General features: G+C 57.5%; 13 protein-coding genes. 2 read left to right on the top strand and 11 right to left on the bottom strand.

From position 1 onward, the window contains the following. Nucleotides 1-211: 211 nt before the first annotated feature. The 11 genes from AC1DK3_RS20960 to AC1DK3_RS21010 form a co-directional block, all read right to left on the bottom strand. Nucleotides 212-982, bottom strand: coding sequence for a class I SAM-dependent methyltransferase (locus tag AC1DK3_RS20960; protein ID WP_477194174.1), 771 nt, complete (start codon nt 980-982; stop codon nt 212-214). A gap of 64 nt (nt 983-1046) precedes the next feature. Then, nucleotides 1047-2261: a glycoside hydrolase 5 family protein gene (locus AC1DK3_RS20965; RefSeq protein WP_477194175.1), complete on the bottom strand. Its 1215-nt coding sequence runs from the start codon at nt 2259-2261 to the stop codon at nt 1047-1049. 10 nt (nt 2262-2271) lie between these two features. Continuing rightward, on the bottom strand, nt 2272-3576 hold the full coding sequence (locus tag AC1DK3_RS20970; RefSeq protein ID WP_477194176.1) for a lipopolysaccharide biosynthesis protein: 1305 nt from the start codon (nt 3574-3576) through the stop codon (nt 2272-2274). Then, nucleotides 3573-4547, bottom strand: a complete 975-nt coding sequence (locus AC1DK3_RS20975) for a glycosyltransferase family 2 protein (protein ID WP_477194177.1) — start codon at nt 4545-4547, stop codon at nt 3573-3575. Before AC1DK3_RS20975 ends, AC1DK3_RS20970 begins: the two co-directional genes overlap by 4 nt. Next, entirely contained in the window at nt 4534-6117 is a 1584-nt protein-coding gene (locus AC1DK3_RS20980) for a glucosamine inositolphosphorylceramide transferase family protein (RefSeq protein ID WP_477194178.1), read from the bottom strand. The genes AC1DK3_RS20975 and AC1DK3_RS20980 overlap by 14 nt, the downstream gene beginning before the upstream one ends. Continuing rightward, nucleotides 6114-7355 (bottom strand): glycosyltransferase family 4 protein, encoded by a 1242-nt coding sequence (locus AC1DK3_RS20985; protein WP_477194179.1) that lies wholly within the window; start codon nt 7353-7355, stop codon nt 6114-6116. Before AC1DK3_RS20985 ends, AC1DK3_RS20980 begins: the two co-directional genes overlap by 4 nt. After that, complete coding sequence (locus AC1DK3_RS20990) at nt 7355-8158, bottom strand: hypothetical protein (protein WP_477194180.1); 804 nt, start codon at nt 8156-8158, stop codon at nt 7355-7357. The genes AC1DK3_RS20985 and AC1DK3_RS20990 overlap by 1 nt, the downstream gene beginning before the upstream one ends. Next, entirely contained in the window at nt 8148-10085 is a 1938-nt protein-coding gene (locus AC1DK3_RS20995; RefSeq protein ID WP_477194181.1) for a hypothetical protein, read from the bottom strand. Before AC1DK3_RS20995 ends, AC1DK3_RS20990 begins: the two co-directional genes overlap by 11 nt. Next, nucleotides 10082-11215 carry a glycosyltransferase family 4 protein gene (locus tag AC1DK3_RS21000; RefSeq protein WP_477194182.1) on the bottom strand — a complete coding sequence of 378 codons (1134 nt, stop codon included), beginning with the start codon at nt 11213-11215 and terminating at the stop codon, nt 10082-10084. Before AC1DK3_RS21000 ends, AC1DK3_RS20995 begins: the two co-directional genes overlap by 4 nt. 28 nt (nt 11216-11243) lie before the next feature. After that, a complete protein-coding gene (locus AC1DK3_RS21005) occupies nt 11244-12044 on the bottom strand; it encodes a glycosyltransferase family 2 protein (RefSeq protein WP_477194183.1) in 801 nt (266 codons plus the stop codon). Nucleotides 12045-12091: 47 nt separating this feature from the next. Continuing rightward, on the bottom strand, nt 12092-13519 hold the full coding sequence (locus AC1DK3_RS21010; protein WP_477194184.1) for a polysaccharide biosynthesis/export family protein: 1428 nt from the start codon (nt 13517-13519) through the stop codon (nt 12092-12094). Between the two features lie 660 nt (nt 13520-14179). On the opposite strand from AC1DK3_RS21010, the gene cydD reads away from it, so the two are divergent. Continuing rightward, nucleotides 14180-15937, top strand: a complete 1758-nt coding sequence (gene cydD, locus AC1DK3_RS21015) for a thiol reductant ABC exporter subunit CydD (protein WP_477194185.1) — start codon at nt 14180-14182, stop codon at nt 15935-15937. Continuing rightward, a complete protein-coding gene (cydC, locus tag AC1DK3_RS21020) occupies nt 15934-17622 on the top strand; it encodes a thiol reductant ABC exporter subunit CydC (protein ID WP_477194186.1) in 1689 nt (562 codons plus the stop codon). Before cydD ends, cydC begins: the two co-directional genes overlap by 4 nt. Nucleotides 17623-17668: the final 46 nt, after the last annotated feature.

The following is a 17668-nucleotide window of genomic DNA, read 5'->3' on the forward strand; positions in this document are numbered from 1 at the left end:
AGCCGCCGGGCCAGGGTCGATCGGCCAAACGTTGACAGACACCTTTCCAAACTGCGCGATCGTAACTTGGGAAACCTTTAGCAAGAAGGTCAGCAACCCCCTCGAGATCTGCTTCGTCGATTTCCCGGCAAATGGCTCTGGTCAATGGCGCGTTTTCGTTCATGATCGTAAAGAAGATCCCCGGTTTCAAATTGAAAAACGAAATTATAAATTACAACGGCTTTCGAAATGCGAACTGCCAAGCCCACGGAAGTATCCCAAGGCGCGAATGAATGGCCGCGAGCCAGTGCACCGATTTTGGTATCGCGCGCACCGAGTAGTTGAAATTTTGGACAGCAATGACCTCAAAGCCGCACACCCGCGCTCTTCGTTTAAGATCATTCATCGAGACGCTGAAAAAATGCGCCTTCTCGAAATCCCAACCGGTGGGCGTCAACCGCCAATACACGCGCTGAAGCGGTCGAGGCAATACACCAAGGAACGGCAGGCGACTGTGCGACTCGATAGGGAAGTAGGGGTTGGGCAATTGTCCGACAAGAATGCCCCCGGGCGTCAAACAGCGGTAGATCTCCGCTAGAGTCGCCGCGCGCAGTGCAGGCGGCACATGTTCGTAGACATTCGCAAAGGTAACGCAGTCGAAGTGATCATTCGGAAAAGCCAGCTGGTGGCCGAATCCGGGATAGAGACGCGCGCCGTTGCGGGAAATTTTGTTTTCAGGAATATCGGGATCAATGCCCGACCAACTGAGATTCAAACCTTCGCCATAACGATCTGTCAGCTCGCCCGACATACAGCCGACGTCCAGGGCATTGTCGGTCCTGGCGAGGCGATACCTCCGAATGAGCTGATTCAACGAACCTGCCAACTCGTCGTTGCGCGCTGCCCACTCATCCCTGGACTGAAGAAGGCCCGTGCCTCTCAAGGCATCGATCTCTTGGCGCGTTCCGCGTGGATTGCCGTTTGCAGTATGTTCAATCGTCATAGGATACTCGCAGTATTACGGTTCAGAATGATTCAAAAAATTCGCGGCGACAAACGTTGTTAGTTTATTTGGTTGATGGATCTTGAATTGAAAATGAAAGAGTGGGCTTCGAAATTTGCCGTACGGCTGCCGCCTGCATAAGGCGCCACAGCGGACTATCATCATTGTGAATATCGAATCCGTCGACCGAGTCGTCCGGATACTTCCCGCTGTCCTGCCGCGAAACAAGACGCCAGATCATCCAGCCGGAGCAGTCTTGGTTCTGATAGATTGTATTCAGCCAGTTTTGGTAGACACCGATCTGGTCTTCGTGAACCCTGGACCAACCAAATTCCTCGAGCAGCACAGGCTTGTTGTATCTCGCGCCGATCGCGCAGAAGGCGTTGATCCGTTCGTTCATCTCGGCGGGAGTTATATCGTTGAAACGCGGATAACCGTGCCAAGTACCGAAATCGATGCCATCGGTTTGGAGATCAAAGAAATCCCCGTTCGAATTGCCGTGACCGCTCGCTAGCAAGTGATTGCGATCGTGCGATTTCACGAACTGAGCCATATCGGCCAACCACGATCGGAGAAGCGGAATCGGATGGATGTCCGGTTCGTTCATCAGCTCCCACGCAAAGATGGTCGGATCGTCGGCATAACGTTTGCCGTTGATACTATTCACCCGCGTGATGACTGCCTGCACCCAGTTCTTGTAGTCGGCGGTTGTCCGCTGGTCCTTCGCGAAGAATGTGTAAGTGTCGTCGCTACCGTACCAAGCACGTATCTGTTGGGCGCCGCCCGTGTATGACCAGAAATCGAGAAACGCCAAAATCACTTTGAGGTCGCGCTTGCGTGCCTCCTCCAGAAGAAAGTCGATGCGGCGCATGCCGTTCGGGCCATCATTGATCGCCATCCGGGATTGTGTTGCATCCCAATAGAGCATGTAGACGCCGTGCACCCCGAGATTGCTCGTTTCAGCCGTGCTTTTCCAATCCCAAATGGCCGGGACATTATTATCGAGCGATCCTATGACCGGCTGAATGAATGTCCGTATGACATTGGCGTGCATCGCGACGGCGTCATCAAGAACGTCAATCACCTCCTGTCGCGATCCGTACGGAAGATAGTGATTGTTGACCCCGGCGACGTAGAAAGGAACCCCGTCGGCAACAAAATGAGTTCCGCTACGAGTTACAAATGGCGACCGATCCACGCCGTAAGAAAGATGGGACGGCAGCAGCAAAAGCGCTGAAATGACCGGCGCCACCAGACCAAAAATTGAGCGCCGTTGCATGGTCGTCACCTCAACTCTGCGTCACTGGCGGGCCGAACCGTAGGTTCCAGCCTGCAGCGTTGATGATCGCGGGAAGTTGCATGATCGATTGCAGCGTAACGGCCACCAGCCAAAGAGCCGTGAGGCCGAACAGGCCGGCGCTCAAGCCGCCGACAACGACGGCAACGATTTCAATAAGCGCTCCAGCGAACATCATGAGAGCAGCTGTCGTCATTCGACGCTGCAAACGCATGACGGCGATATAGTGATACTTGATCATAATCGGCAGCAAGCTGAAGCCCAGCCAATCCAAACCTGCGCCGGCGATCTCAGGATACCGTGGATTGAAAAAACCTAGAATTGGCTTCAAAAACAAATAGCAGGCAAGGCCGCCCAAGATGCCAAAAGCCGCCGACAATCCCAACGAAAACCGCAAACGCTGCGCTGCTGTATCGGGATCGGAGGAAGACGTCGCGAAGAGTGCGGTGCCGACCGCCGCGGGCACAAGCATCGCAGCCTGCAACAACATCCATGCCGCATAAAAGACCGCGTTGACGGTGGGCGATAAAACCACGGTCACGAGAAATGGCAACGCGATCGAAGGTCCGAGTGCGCCAAGATTGAGAATGTGATGACCGAGGATGTCCGCGGCATAGGTTCTAAGCCCGGAAAAATCGGGCCAGGCGAGCAGTTCGCGATGATAAACGGCATAACCGAGAGTACAGCCAAGAGATGCGGCAAGCGCCGCAATCCAAACGGCTACAATTGCTGATGCTTGAGGTGCCAAGGAATATGAAAGTACAAGAAACAGCAGCAGCAAGCGCAGCAACGAAAAGACGATTTCCCGCACCATACGGGCCCAGCTCGCCAGTAACCCGATCGCGGCTCCATCTGCTGTAATTGCGATCGCTGTCGCGACCACTCCCGTAAGAAACACAAGGCTGTGGCTGCTCAGCATGGATTGAAGCTGCGGAGACAGCCAACTGYTGCACCCGATAAAAATGCATCCGACCGCTAGGCTTGTCAGAGCACCGCACAGTATGGCCGCAGTGATTAATCCGTACACACCCCTCCCTGAGTCGGGCCGCCCCATCAAAAGTGTGCCAAGGCTAAATTCGCCGCAGAACGCCATGAGGTTCATCACCGAAATCGTCGCGGCAGCAAGTCCCTGTCGTTCAGGAGAAAGGATGCGCGCCGTCCAGACCCAAAATACAAAGCCCATAAGGGCGCTCGCAGCAGCCGCAACGGTCAGAAAGCCGGCATTCGTCAAGAGTGTCTGGTTCACGATCAGATCGCTTTTTAGACGTGGCATCCAGAAGCGAAGCAGCCTTTTCATCGGATCTCTCCCGACCAGCGCAGAGCAAGCTGGTGCGCGAAACGACCGGCCTTGCGAAATCCCCTTCCGCTCACGTAACCAACAAATGTCGCGATGAAGCCGACGACGATGGCAGTGGCCCGGCCGAGGCCTCCGATGTCGCGGCGTAAGAATGCAGATATTCCACGTAGAACCCCGCGCGGAAGAACACTCGTGACATACCGTCGTTCGGTTGAAAGCGCCGCCGACGGCTGTGCGACCGCCGCAAGTGCAGCCTTTGATTTGCCTTCCGCAAAACACCTGCGAATGAAATAGCCGACTGTCAGGCGTTCATTGCCGACGAGATGGAAAGCACAAGGCTCTGCATCGAAGACAAATGCGCTTCCCGGAAAGGCCGCCCCGGCGCGGATGCAGAGCTCTGTTTCTTCGCAGCCCATCGGTAGCCGGCCGCTGCCCCGGCCGAGACGTTGATTAAAACCGCCGACGCAGCTGAACACATCGCGCCGAACGCACATCGCAGCACCGATGAGATTCCTCACAGCTCCGGGCCGCATGCCTTCGTAGGTGCAGCCCACGACCCAAAGAAACTCATCCGGAAACCAGAAAGGTCTGATCCCTTGCCATCGCGGCACGATCCGGCTCGTAACGCCCAAAGTCTTGGCGCTCCCGAAATGCTTCACGGCTTCGCAGACCCAATCCGGTTCGAGAACGGCATCGTCGTCTAGGAATAGCAGCAGGTCCCCTTTCGCAAGGGCGACTCCGGTGTTGCGGGCGCCGGATAACCCCTGATCCTGGTTATTGGGAACGACAGTGACGCCCTGGAGCGATTCTCCGAGACGCCTTTCCAGTTCGGCGTTGTGATCGGCGATGATGAGAGTTTCCAAGACGGGATGGCTCTGAGATCGGACCGACTCGACCGCTTCGAAGATGGCGTCCCAACGCTTCTCGGAGTGGACGCAAATGATCACGGAGACGCTATCACGCGCTGACATTCGCGGACTCCTGACCAGTTCGAACCGCAGAAGCCTGGGAGCCAGCCGAATTTGAATTCGCCGTCGCAACCGGCAGAAAATCCAAATCGATCGCGTTGTCTGCAGGAGCGCCGTAGACGTCGATCGCCTCAATGCTGCCGCTGCGGTTATAGGTGTGAGCGCCGCGGAATGATCGGGCGTCTTTAGGCGACAACTTCGCAATTTCGACTTGCTGGAACGGCCTTTCGAGAGGCAGGGAGAATTGACACCAAACGATACTGCGACCGTACAGCGTCGAACAGTCTTGCGCCGGACGGTAGAGAGCGCCGCCGACGCTGACGATGTGGCCGGCCGGGCGAGACGTACGCGCATCGATGGCCAGCGGCTGCTGCCCCCATGGCCGCCAAGGGCCGTGCAGTGTCGGAGCGTGATAAAGACAGAGACGATCGGATGGCGATCCTGCCCCTTCGCACGACGTGAAGATCAGCCAATAGCCTGTCTGGTCACGGTAAAGCGTTGGATCGGAGGCGGCGACATCGATAAGCGTCGCTTCATAAGTCCACTTGAAGGGGAATGCTTCGCAACGATAAAGCGAAATGCGGCCGCTGGCACCGGACTCTGGAATCATCCACCACCGGCCGCCGTCAGAGAATACCATCGGATACGAGAGATGATGCGACTCTTCGATGATGGGTCGCGCCCCGCCATTGGGATCGTCGAGATCGATGACCGATATAATTCCGCGCCCCGTGGCGTAAGGATACTCCTCACAAAATAGCCACGAGTGGCCGCGGGCAACGACGGGAAATGGATCGGCGAGAAAGCGCTGTCCGTCATCGGGAACCCGGCGATAACTCAGCGACGCTCTGCCCCCGTTAATCTCCAACGGCTGATTGCCGGTGTGTCGCCAACCGATCATCCACCGGTCGCCGCCGCGAGCAAGCATATCGAGCCGACGCAAAAGACGCTTCGTCAGTGTCGTTGCCGCATGCCGGAGGAGCAATGGAGAGTTGCTCGTTCGGCAAAGATCGACGCTCTTCGACCCTGTCGGCAATGTGCGATTGGGCGTGCATTGCCAAGCCAAAAGATCAATCATGCGGGAACACGCGTTGTCGAGTGTCTTGCCTATGATCGTCGGAAGTTCAGTTTCGATGGCATACCCATTCGCATGCGCGCTTTCGCCGGAGCTCTCCACACCGATCATGACCTCTTGGCCGTCTAGGATGGCGTGAACGGCGCCGACTTCGCTTTGAAAGCCATTGAACACCGGATAAAAAAAACGTGCGCCAATCGGTGCTGAAGATACGTCTCCGTCAAGGCGCAAGATGATGTCGAAGCTTTCGTCGACATCGGCCGTACGCCGGATCCCATCGAATGATTTATCGACGATGACAGCGGTCAGCAGCGACCTTGCGGCGATGCCGTAGACCAGACGCTCGAAAGCCAATGTCGTCGCAATAAGAGCGGGAAGCGATGTACCGCCTTCGCTAACGAAAATTGCGACCTCGTGTTGATCGTGAACCAACCGCCTTGCAAGCAGGTTGTGCCACTCGCGTGCGCACGTCTGGCCGATGACAACGCAGATTTTCACCGTCGCGCCTCCGCAAATTGCGAAGGCCTCGAACCCTCGTAGATTCGTTCGATGCGCGGAATGATGGCATCGGGCATGTAACCTTCGGAGTGCACCAGGCTCGCTGCACCCATCCGCTCGCGAAGATCACGCTTCTGCAGCATCGTGAGCAAGGCGCCATGCAACGCATCGATGTTACCAGGGGGAACAAGGATACCGGTTTTGCCATCGATCACCGTCTCCGACAGGCCACCCGTGTGGCTGGCAACGACTGGCTTGCCGAAAGCATTAGCCTCCATAACAACAGTCCCGCAGGTTTCGAGACCCTCCGACGGCACCACCCCAAAAAGGCATCGGCTCCAGGCGTGCAGCACGGCGGCATGCGGCCAGCTCTCGAGAAGCGTGACGTTGCCCGGCAGCTCCGTTGGCGTATCCTTGCAGCGCCGGCCGATCAGCACGAGTGGAGGCGCTCCTCGCATCCGTCCATACGCCGCAAGCAGCGTGTGAATGCCCTTCAGCCGTGTCAGATCCCCGACGAAAAGAAGAAAGTCTGTTTTCGGAAGCCGGGCCAGATGCGCATCTTGGCCATCACAAAGTCTCGTTACGTCATTTGAGATGAAGGTCGGAATGACTTCGTATTGATCGCGTTCGGAATCGAGCCCGCATCGCAACGCAACGGCATGACTGACCGGAATGAAGGCGTCGACTTCGCGAAGGCCGGATTTGCCGAGCGAGGAATTCATCAGCCACGTCACGGCGCCTTTGAGATTGCCGTAGTGCTCGCCGGCACAAGGCAGGCATTTGAATGTCGAGGGGCCGCCACAAGGAACGCCCGCGTGGATCATATTCTTCTTGGCGCAAACACTGCTGTAATCGTGAAGCGTCACCACCAACCGCTTCTTGTAGATCCTCTGCAGCGGCAGATAGGAATGGAGCAGCCAGTTATGCGCGTGAACGACATCCGGTTTCTCAGCGCGCACAACGCGATTGAGACGAAACGTCAACTCGGGGTCGGGAAAGGGTGGCGCATGTCGCCGCTGACCTTCCGTGAAAAGAACGGCATTTCTCTGGAGCATGCCCTCTAAACGGTAGATCTTGACGCCGGAGATGATATCGAAGTCCGGCTGGTCTCCATGCTTGATCGTAGCGACGCTCACGTCGTGGCCCCGTTGAGCGAGAGCTTCGCTCAAGACTTTGACGTGCCGCTCCTCGCCGCCAATGATCGGCGGAAAAAACTGGCTGAGCATGAGAATTCGCATCAGCGCGCTCCCTCGATGTCCGGCCGTTCATCAGCGCCATTTATGTCGCTCACATGCACAAGCTTCGCCGCGACGGTAGGTGGAATTGAAGTCCACACGCGCTGCATGGTCGCCGTCGGATCAGCGTGTTTGTAAAGACGTGCTGTGAAACGCTGTTCGACGGACGCATTCCGCATAATCGGCAACTGAATATCGCGCTGCCAAGTCGCTCCGGCTGCAAGCGGGATATCATTCCAAGACGCAATAACCGCGTTAGGCGAGACGACTTCCAAGTCGTAACGCATCGCGCTCTGCTCTTGGTTTGTGATGCCGAGGCGATAGGTCGGCGCGGTTTGCGTCGGCACCATCCACAATTCGGTAAATTGAAATTCTCTAAGCTGCCTATACCCAACGCCTGACAGCAGCACCGCCGACACCGCAAGCAATGAACCAAAGGTCAAGGAGAGCTTCTGCGCGCTGCTCAACGCTGGCAACGGCGGCGGCTCGGACGCGCCCCACTTTGCAAACGGCAGCATGAAGAGAGTCAATCCGCCGAGCCCAAGAGACCAACCGGCAACGTTCATCATGTGAACCACATGCAAGAAGAAGCCGATGAGCACGGTGACCGCGAGGCTCACGCCGACGGCAAAAACCAGCCGCTCCAAATCCAAAGGCTCTCCGGGAAACGTGACTTTCGTGGCGACATAGCCTGGGACCAGAACAACCATCGGGACTGCGACGAGCACGCGGACGGCGTCGGGTAGAAACGACGACACAAGAAGCAAAACGGCGGGCATCGCACATAAGGCCGCGTTAGGGGGCATCGGTGCTGTCCCGGGCTTGAGCAACGTTGACGATTGACTGGTAGCCGTTGTCGAAAACGCGGCTAATTCCGGCGATATTATTGAACTTGAAGAAGACCTGTGGATCCGGTGGCTCCCGATAAACCGGACCGGGATCGAAATAGAAGCCCATCAAGGGCAGCTGTTCGGTCAACCTGAAGTCGAGAAGAAAATAATCGACAGAGGCTTCACGGATGGCCTCACGCTCGAGTGGCCCAAACTTCGGAGAAAATTCCACGTCACCAAGATCCCGCTTGTCGTAAAGCAACGTAATGACCTGCTGTCCGCCATAAGCCGCCAGCAGCAATCGGTTCGTGCGATCGGCAAAAAAGCGATTACGGGTTCCGAGCCACTGGCGAGTCCATGTTGCAGCGCTAATCGCCATAGGCTCGACCGATGCGGAATCGGCGGAGACGCGATAGCGGGGGCTACCGAGGATATAATTGCCGCTGCCGCTGAAGATCCCGCCGATCACGATGATCGTCATAGCGGTGCCGATGAGACCGGAACGCCAGCGGCTTCTCGAATCTTTCTGCCAGAACGTCACGATGCCGATGGCGATGACAATGCCGACGCCGAGGAACGCGAATGGTCCGATGCGATTGCCGATTTCCCAACCCGCGCGCGTCATCCGCAGAACGATGCTGATTGGATACGCAAACGTCACCAGCGTCAGAATGACGAGGCTGCTGCTGTCCCATTTGAGAAAGCCTCGCCAGCTTTCTGGAAACTTATCCCACAGGACCGGCACACCGGCACGAGCCAAAGCCCGGAAGAAGCTCGTCGCTAATCCGGCGCATAGCAAGACCACCGAGAGAACCGTTGTTACGCGCAGCCAAAGAGGAGCTGTCGTTCCATCTTCTGCGACGAACGGAATTCGGCCCCCTTCAAAAGATAGAAAGCGCGAGGCTTCCGATATGGCATGGCCAAAAACAGGCCCAAGATAGTCCTCGCTCGGATTTCCGGTCCACTCGCTCCAGCCGATCGAAAAAATCAGGGCGGCGGCCGGCATGGCGATGATGGAAACGAAAGACCGCGTCGACTTGCGTCGCGCAACCTCGAAAGCCGCCATCCCGGTCAACAGGAATGCCGTAATGAACGCGGTGAGATGGTGCGTAACAGCAAGCGCGCCCAGCACGGGGAGAGCGACGATGAAGAAGCACCGCCAACTGGCAGCCTGTCCCATGCGGTCATCAACCAGCAGCGCGATGACCATGAAAAACAGCGCCAGGCTTCCGTAGGAAAATGTCGTGTCGAAAAAGGCGAAGCTTGAGGCCCCCATGTAAACCAGCACGCCGAGCGACCCGACCCGCGACGAACCGGAGAGCCGTTCGTAGAAAAGAAATAGGCAGATGACGAAAATCATCCGGCAAACGATCATCAACAGTTGCCCGCAGACGAAAATCGGGAGTGTCGTCAACTCCGACAACGCCGTCGCGATGATCTCAAGACCTGGATAGACCGGCGAAATGGGCAATAGCGGGTTCGGCGTGAAGAGCTTTCCCGTCCTCACAATGTCGTTAGCCGTGGCCCAATGAAGAAACGCGTCGTGGTCCACAAACGAAATTGGTTCATGGATGAGACGGAGGCAGAACAGTCCAGCAGCGGCGAGCAGGACCGTCGCTATTCGTTCCGCCCGCGGAACGCCTGGCCAGACCATCCGGCTTGCAATCGGAAAGATGAGCGCCGCAATGGACGCGTAAAACAGCGCCGATGCGAACGAAAATTCGCGCCTATTGGCTTCAGCGGCCGCAGCCGCCACCACAATCGCTACGCCTGTCCATAAGGCCAACGCCGGGAACCAGCCCCAATCGCTATGCACCTCGCTAGCAAGCTCATCCGGATATTCCACTTCCGCGGAAAAAAGCGGTCGCGCGAAGCGGAATACGGACTGAAGCCGACCTTTCATCTCGCCTCACATGGGGTTGAAAAGCGAGGAACTTCGGACCGCTCTGCCAACAGAGCTTCATAAACGCCCTCGAGAGTCGCAGTGCATTCATCCCAAGTCGAAAGCTCAAGTGATCTGGGCGTTGGCCTGACATTCATCGCATTCGACATTGCCGCAGCGATGGTCTCGGGCCCCGCGTCAAGAGGAACAGCGTACGCGAGAGACCGGTCGGCAAGCTCGCGTAGTCCCGACGTCGCGGTAACGAGAACAGTCTTGTTGAGGGAGAGCGCTTCGATGACGGCGACGGGATGAGCTTCGTAAGCGCTAAAAAGTACAGTCAGGCGCGCCTGCGCCAAAAGGGTCGCCATGGCGGAGCGGTCCGATGCCGCAATAGAACCGATGGTCACATGGTCATCGAGGCCAAGCCGGTGGATGCGCTGTCGCAAGGCGCGTTCATAGTGACCCGAACCGACGATCTGAAGTCGCGCCTCGGGGCGTGCGCGCAACAAAAACGGCATCGCGTCGATCGCACGATGGTGGCCTTTGTAGCGCTCCAGCCTACCGACTGACAGGATCAGATTTTCGTCTTCCTGCACGTCTGGCTTAGGTAACGACGCGTTGAGATTGGCCCCATTCGGCACCACCAGGAACTTGTCGGCTGGAAGCGACATCGCATCAGCGAAATGTTCAACTTCGAATTTCGAAACAGCAATGTATCGCTGAGCCGGTCGGGCCAAAGGGGCAATCAACCTCGCTTGGAAATGTCGCAAGCGATTGCGCAACGGTGAAGAGTGCCCGCCGCTATGAAACGATAGGACAAACGGAACCGCATAACGTTGTGCGGCCCACATCGCGAAGGGCGCGAAGAATGTATGATAGCCTTGAACGTGAATGACATCGCATTCCGCTTTTCCAATGACGCGAGCGAGGCCCGGTGCAAATTGCCAATCGCGGGATTTCGGCCAGCTGCAGACACGTATAATATCGACACCGGCAGTATTTTCGTGCTCGGGTAGTGCACCACCCGGATTGGCGGTCACCACCGAGACAGCGTGCCCACGCCTGACGAGGCGCGTCGCAACTTCATGGACGTGCATTTCTGTGCCGCCCGCGAACGGGAAGTAACGAGCTGCGACCATCAGAATACGCATTACCGGCCCCGCACTCTGCCCTACGCGATCAGGATTTCAAAAAGCCATTTACCGACGACGGCGCGTTTAGGTGAGTTAGCGAAGCTTGCCGGCGGAACATCTCTTTCATAATTGTCCAGAGCACCCGGAAGCCGTCGGTAAATGCATTGAGATTGCTTTGCCCGTGCACCCGGTTTTTTTCGAAGGAGGGAATCTCGACAATCTTCACGCCGGATCTGAGCGCACTGAGATTCAAAGCGGTCTCAATCTCAAATCCGTCGCAGGCGATATTCAGGAGGGGCAAATGCCTTTTCCAGAAGGCATTGTATCCATAGCAAAGATCCGAAAATCCGGAGCCATACAGTACGCGAACAATATGCGTGAGCGCCCAATTGCCCGACATCCGAAAAATCGACATGTCCTCAGTGCCGCCGCCTTGGATAAAGCGTGAGCCCTTAACGAAGTCGGCGCCCGACATCAAAGCGGCAACGAACAAAATCAATTCGTCGGCGTTCATCGAGCCATCGGCGTCGATGGATACGATTATGTCACCGGTAGCGGCGCCGAAGCCCGCTCTGAGTGCGGCACCCTTTCCCTTCTTCGGTTCTTCAAGAATGCGAACCCCGTGATGCAACGAGAGCGCGACCTCGCGCGTGTTGTCGGTGGATCGGCCGTCGACAATAATGATTTCGTGAACCCATGCAGGCATTTTGGCGAAGACAATCGGAAGATTGTTGGCTTCATTCAGCGTCGGCATGACGACGCTGACCTTGGGAATATCGAGCTTGCCTCCGGGAAACCTAAGCGGAGCGTCGGCGACAGCCTGAGAATGAATGGCGGCGATATTCAAGGATCTGACTCCAGGAACGCGGAAGGTACGGAAAATGGGGAAGAGTTTTACATCGGGGATTTGCTTGCCGGCGGATTGACCAGCACACGCACAAGATCGCCGGGATTGACGGATTCCATCCCTGTCGCATTGATCACTTGCCGGTTCGTCCTCGGACCCCGAACAATCTGGAACATCGTTGCACCATCAGTGCCATCGTCATTGATCGCCAACGCCGTCCGCATCGCATCGAGCGCACCGCTACTGGCGGACGTCGTGCTGGATGCCTCGGCGATCTGAGACTGCAGATCCACGATCTGCTGCTGCAGATCGATTTTTGTTTGGTTCTCGAATGTCAGCTTGTCTTTTTCCAGTTGCGATACTTTCGCCTCGGCGGCGTGAAGAGCGACCGCCGTTTCCTGAACACGCGCTTTCGTATCACCGAGATCGGCAGCGACTTGCGACCGGAATGGACGGCCGATTTTGTCGCCGAGACTGTCCAAATCGGCGAGTCTTTGTGTTCTGACGGAAATGCCAGATTCGACCTGATCCCGAAGCTTTTGATGACTTTCCAATTCGTCGCGCGCCGACTGAAGAGACGCAGAAAGGTTAGCCGCCTGAGCTTGGCTATTGCGCAGTGCCAATTGGCGAACAGAGTTCTCCGAGGCGATGAGACCGAAAGCTTCGCTGTCGTTACACAGCCGCAGCAGATTTCGAGAAGGAGCAGCCGTTGTCCCGTCACGCTCGGCTTCGAGGACATTCAACTTAGCCCAAAGCCTCTTGAGGCGGTCGCCAGTCTTTTGCTTCGTCTCGACTTCACGGATCGCCTGCAGCATGTGATCGAGATCGACTGATGTACGTTCAAAGCCGCCAGCTAATGCCACGACATGAAATACCGTCAGACCTTCCGTGAATTTATAGTAGCCCGGCTTCTTCACCGGACCGACGACATAGACAGGCCGGCGATTGATCGTAACGCTCATGAATGCAAAGCGGCCCACGAGTTGTTCGAAGGCTTTCTTTGCATCTTCTTCGAATTGAGCAACGGAACGCTTGGCAACTGGAAAGGCTCCGAGAAGCGGCACAATGACGGTGCCGTCTTCGTGAACCTCATACTCCCCGGACAACTCCGTACGCTGCTGAAAGCTGATTGCAGGTCGTTTGGAAAAGCTTCGCGCCGACCATTTGTCTTCCTCATTGATCAGCCGTTCATAGAACGCGACCTGCAGCGTGTCGCCGACCGAAACCAAGGAATTGTCGCCGGGCCGAGTTACGGGTTGTGCCGGCGGCTCCCATCTATCGAGGATCGTTGGTGTTGTTACCGCTGCAAGCACGTCCTTGCTGCTGAGGCTCGGCGCCGAGTTGATGGCAGCCGACCGCATCAGGCCCGGCTCGATCAATTTTGGATACGCAATCCACGCAAAAACAGTGAGGAAAACCAGAGGAAACATCAGATTGAATAATGACGACGCACGACGCACAACGCTCAGCAGCATATTCAATACCTGTTCAGGCTTTGGACAGCGAACGAAACCGACGTCGCAACTGGCAGCACTGCGGGCGATCTTAAGAGACCGAAATGCTTCTGCTAATTGCTTGACCTACTTGCCGTGTTCGCGCTGCTGTCGTTTCGGACAGGAGCCGCTTGGCCAATTCCCATGCGCTGAATAGAAAGTAAATTACCGGGCGCTTGAGATTGGGAGAAACGGTCTCGCGCCAACGCCATTTGCGAATTGACGACGATCGCAATCGGCTGGCCTCAAACCCGGTGTTATATTTAGTTCATAATTACGCCGTGTATTTTCGATTCGGCTTCTTCAACAGCGCCACATATGTCGATGGATTTCTTCAACGAATCGACACGCACGGATCAGTTATCAACGCCGGGAGAAGTACCGGCGGCTGGCTCAAGACTTTTCAGCGCGAATATCTCCAGCGCAATTTTCGCCAAAGGTGCGGCGCACGCACACCTCAGTGCCGCCCTAATAACCGCCGCTACCGATTTAAGGTCAAAGCCTTATTGAGCTGTTGGCCGTTAGGCGAGAGGCCTTCGATCCAATTCACATGGGCGCGAAAACGCGATCGGCGGAAATTTTCCAGTTATCCCTCCTCAAAGATGCTGACTGACGACGCGTGATCCCCATTGATATTGGTCAATGCTCGGGACCGGGTTATGTAGAATTGATCTGGCTGGGAAGATTCGGGCAACGGCGCTGCTTGCCGCCGCGGCCCGGGGGAGAACACGAGAAGTGTCAGGTCCTTTGGACATCGCCACGAATAAAGCAAGCGCAGCTCATCAGATCGCAGCATCGTTACTGTGGCTGCCTCAGGCGGCGTTGATCGCCATCGCGATCGGCGACATTGCAAACGCGGCTGGTTCTGAGCGCATCGGCTGGCTTGCCCTTAGTGTCCTCGTTGTCGGGATATTGAGGGCCTTTTTTGAGAGCACGGGCAGCCGCATGGCGTTCCATGCGGCGCGCGCGGCCGTGACCACATCCAGACATGGTGTGGTCGCCGCACTCGCTGCTCACTCCCCACTCGACCAAACGCGTCCGGCATCTGGTCGTGCCGCGAGTGTGGTCGTCGAACAGGCCGAATTGATCGTGCCTTATCTCGCCCGCTTCGAAATCGCGAGAATACGGGCGGTTTTCGTACCGGTCGTCATCTTTATTTCTGTCCTGCCGCTCTCTTGGGCAGCAGCCATTGTGCTGCTTATTGCTGCGCCGCTCATCCCGATTTTCATGGCGCTGATTGGCTGGCGCGCCCAGCAAGCGAGCGAAGCTCAGCTCATCGAAGCGGGCGGCATGAACGCATTCCTGCTCGACCGGCTGCGCGGCATCGCGACCATCCGCTCCCTCGACGCTGTCGACGTAACGGCACGCAGGCTTCGTGCCGACGCCGAAAGCTTGCGCAAGCGGACGATGGCCGTTCTCAAAATCGCATTTCTGTCATCGGCCGTTCTCGAGCTTTTTTCGGCGCTCGGCGTTGCGATGGTCGCTGTCTACGTCGGATTTCATCTGCTCGGCCAATTGGATTTTGGCACCTGGGGCGCGCCCTTGAGCTTGAGCGAAGGACTGTTCATTCTCCTGCTTGCACCCGCTTTCTTCGAGCCTCTGCGCGAACTCTCGTCTGCCTGGCACGACCGCGCGGCGGGCCGCGCCGCCCGCGGTGAACTCACGCGCCTGGCCACGGCGAGTGGACCCAGAATGCTCGGCAGCGATTGTGACGTTCAACAGACCGCGCACGTTGAGCGCCGCGCGCCCGCCGTTCACATCAAAAACTTGAGCTTTCGATATCCGGGAAGCGAAACGCCCGTCTTCGATCGCTTCGACCTTTCGGTTTCGCCCGGCGAACATGTGGCACTGCTAGGTCCAAGCGGATCAGGCAAGTCAACGCTTCTCGCGCTCTTGGCTGGCCTTATACCTTCGACGTCCGGCGCCATCTCGATCGGGGGCTATCCGCTCTCCGACGAAACCGCTGCCAGTTTACGGAAAAGCATCGCTTGGATTGGCCAGCGGCCGCACGTCTTTGCGGGAACGCTTGCTAGCAATATCGCCCTTGGGCGGCCCAGCGATCCGGAGAACATCGCAAGCGCGTTGCACTTTGCGAGGCTCGATGAAATCGCCATGGTGCGCGGGTTGAACACCGTGGGTGAAAACGGCATCGGACTTTCGGGCGGCGAAGCGCTACGTCTCGCGGTCGCGCGTATCGCCGCCAGCGCCAATGTCGCCCTTATCCTCGGCGATGAGCCGACCGCGCATCTCGATGCCGATACGGCGCAAGAGATAACGGACAATCTGTTGACCCTCGCCCGCAACAAGACGCTCATCGTGGCGACCCACGACCTGAGGCTTGCTTCACGCATGGATCGGATCGTCGACTTCCGGCGCTTACGCCTGGAGAAGGCGGCATGACCCGGACCTTCGACGACCTGAAACCCGTACTCGAGCTTTTTTGGCACGGGCCGCGCCGGAAGCTTCTCCTGGGATTACTGATCAGCGCCGCGACCATTCTGAGCGGCATCGCTTTGCTCGGGCTCTCGGGTTGGTTCATCACCGCGACGGCAATCGCGGGTCTAAGCGCGGCAACGGCGATCACGTTCGACGTCTTTTCTCCCTCGGCCGGCATTCGTTTCTTTGCGCTTGCACGAACCGCGAGCCGATACGGCGAGCGCCTGATCACCCATGATGCCACGCTCGGCACCCTTGCCAAACTGCGCGAGCATCTTTTCCGGGGTTCGTCCGAAAGGCGCGCCGCCGAAGAACTCCGCATGCGTCCGGCCAAGCTTCTCTTTCGCATCACGCAGGATGTCGACGCGCTCGATTCCCTTTACTTGCGCATCCTCGTGCCGTTGGGCGCGGCGCTTGCAGCCGCTTTGGCCATCGGCATCGCTCTCGGGCTTCTTCATCCGATCGTCGGACTCGCCGCCGGCGCTTTTCTCATTGCGACAGGCCTCGCGTTTCCCCTTCTCGCCGCACACGCTGCTGAACGCCCTGCCCGGCGCCGTGCTCATGCGCTCGAAGTGCTGCGCTCACGCGTGATCGATCTTGTCTCCGGCCAAACGGAACTCGTCATGACCGGGCGGCTAACGGCTCAACGCGGCAAGATTGCCGACGCCGACCGAAAACTCGCCGACGCCGACGATCGGCTGAATTTCGTCGAAACGGCAGTTGCAGCTGCGTTCGCAATAGCGAACGCCAGTCTCATCGCGGCAATGCTTCTCGTCGTTACCGCGCTCGCAAAATCCGGCAACATCAGCGCTCCGGTTGCGTCCTTTGCCGTCCTGATTGTTGTTGCCGCACTTGAACCCTTCGCTGCTTTGCGCCGTGGCGCGATTGAACTCGGCCGGACGCGCCTCGCCGCGCGACGCATCAGTCCGCGTCTTTCGACCCAGGCGTCTCCCGAGCGTTCCGACCCGCCCGGCGGTATTGCCGTAAGCTTCGATCATGTGTCTGTCCTGCACGAACACGCGCCTCAGTCGCTGCTCCGCGATCTTTCGCTGTCGCTTCGATGCGGCGAGCGGTTGGCCCTGATCGGAGAGAGCGGAGCCGGCAAGTCGACGCTGCTGGGAGTAATCGCTGGCGAGATACCAATTGAGAACGGCAAGATCGAGAGCGTTCCGGGAACTTTGCTGACTCAGCGGACTGAGCTCTTCGCGGATTCGCTGCGTGACAATCTACGTCTCGCTGATCCCAATGCAGATGACAGCCAGATTTTGCACGCATTCACCTCTGCCGGATTGGGCGCCTACATCGCGGGGCTGCCCAAAGGGCTCGATACGCGGCTTGGCGAAGGTGGGCTCGGACTTTCCGGTGGTGAAGCGCGCCGTCTCGCGCTTGCGCGCCTCTTTCTGCGCGACACGCCTCTTTGGCTTTTGGATGAGCCAACAGAAGGCCTTGATGGCGCAACAGCTCGCGACGTCATTGCGCGCCTCAAAGCCAACGCGAGTGGCCGCACGCTCGTCATTGCGACACACATCCAGCGGGAAGCCGAAATCGCAGACCGGTTGCTCATCATGAATCGAGGGCGCGTCGTTGCGAGCCCACGACGCGGCGAGGCGGCTTTCGAAGCGGCGCTCGCAGCGTTGCGACAAGATTGAAAGAATAGAACCAGCGGCGTCCGTTTGGCGCCGTCAATTCGTAAAG

The organism is Hyphomicrobium sp. 01T421, from assembly GCF_056398805.1.

Bases quoted from the DNA above. Each gene is read 5' to 3' on its own strand.
- AC1DK3_RS20960 (WP_477194174.1), bottom strand. From the start codon at position 982: ATGACGATTGAACATACTGCAAACGGCAATCCACGCGGAACGCGCCAA.
- AC1DK3_RS20965 (WP_477194175.1), bottom strand. From the start codon at position 2,261: ATGCAACGGCGCTCAATTTTTGGTCTGGTGGCGCCGGTCATTTCAGCG.
- AC1DK3_RS20975 (WP_477194177.1), bottom strand. From the start codon at position 4,547: ATGTCAGCGCGTGATAGCGTCTCCGTGATCATTTGCGTCCACTCCGAG.
- AC1DK3_RS20985 (WP_477194179.1), bottom strand. From the start codon at position 7,355: ATGCGAATTCTCATGCTCAGCCAGTTTTTTCCGCCGATCATTGGCGGC.
- AC1DK3_RS20990 (WP_477194180.1), bottom strand. From the start codon at position 8,158: ATGCCCCCTAACGCGGCCTTATGTGCGATGCCCGCCGTTTTGCTTCTT.
- AC1DK3_RS20995 (WP_477194181.1), bottom strand. From the start codon at position 10,085: ATGAAAGGTCGGCTTCAGTCCGTATTCCGCTTCGCGCGACCGCTTTTT.
- AC1DK3_RS21000 (WP_477194182.1), bottom strand. From the start codon at position 11,215: ATGCGTATTCTGATGGTCGCAGCTCGTTACTTCCCGTTCGCGGGCGGC.
- AC1DK3_RS21010 (WP_477194184.1), bottom strand. From the start codon at position 13,519: ATGCTGCTGAGCGTTGTGCGTCGTGCGTCGTCATTATTCAATCTGATG.
- cydD (WP_477194185.1), top strand. From the start codon at position 14,180: ATGCTCGGGACCGGGTTATGTAGAATTGATCTGGCTGGGAAGATTCGG.
- cydC (WP_477194186.1), top strand. From the start codon at position 15,934: ATGACCCGGACCTTCGACGACCTGAAACCCGTACTCGAGCTTTTTTGG.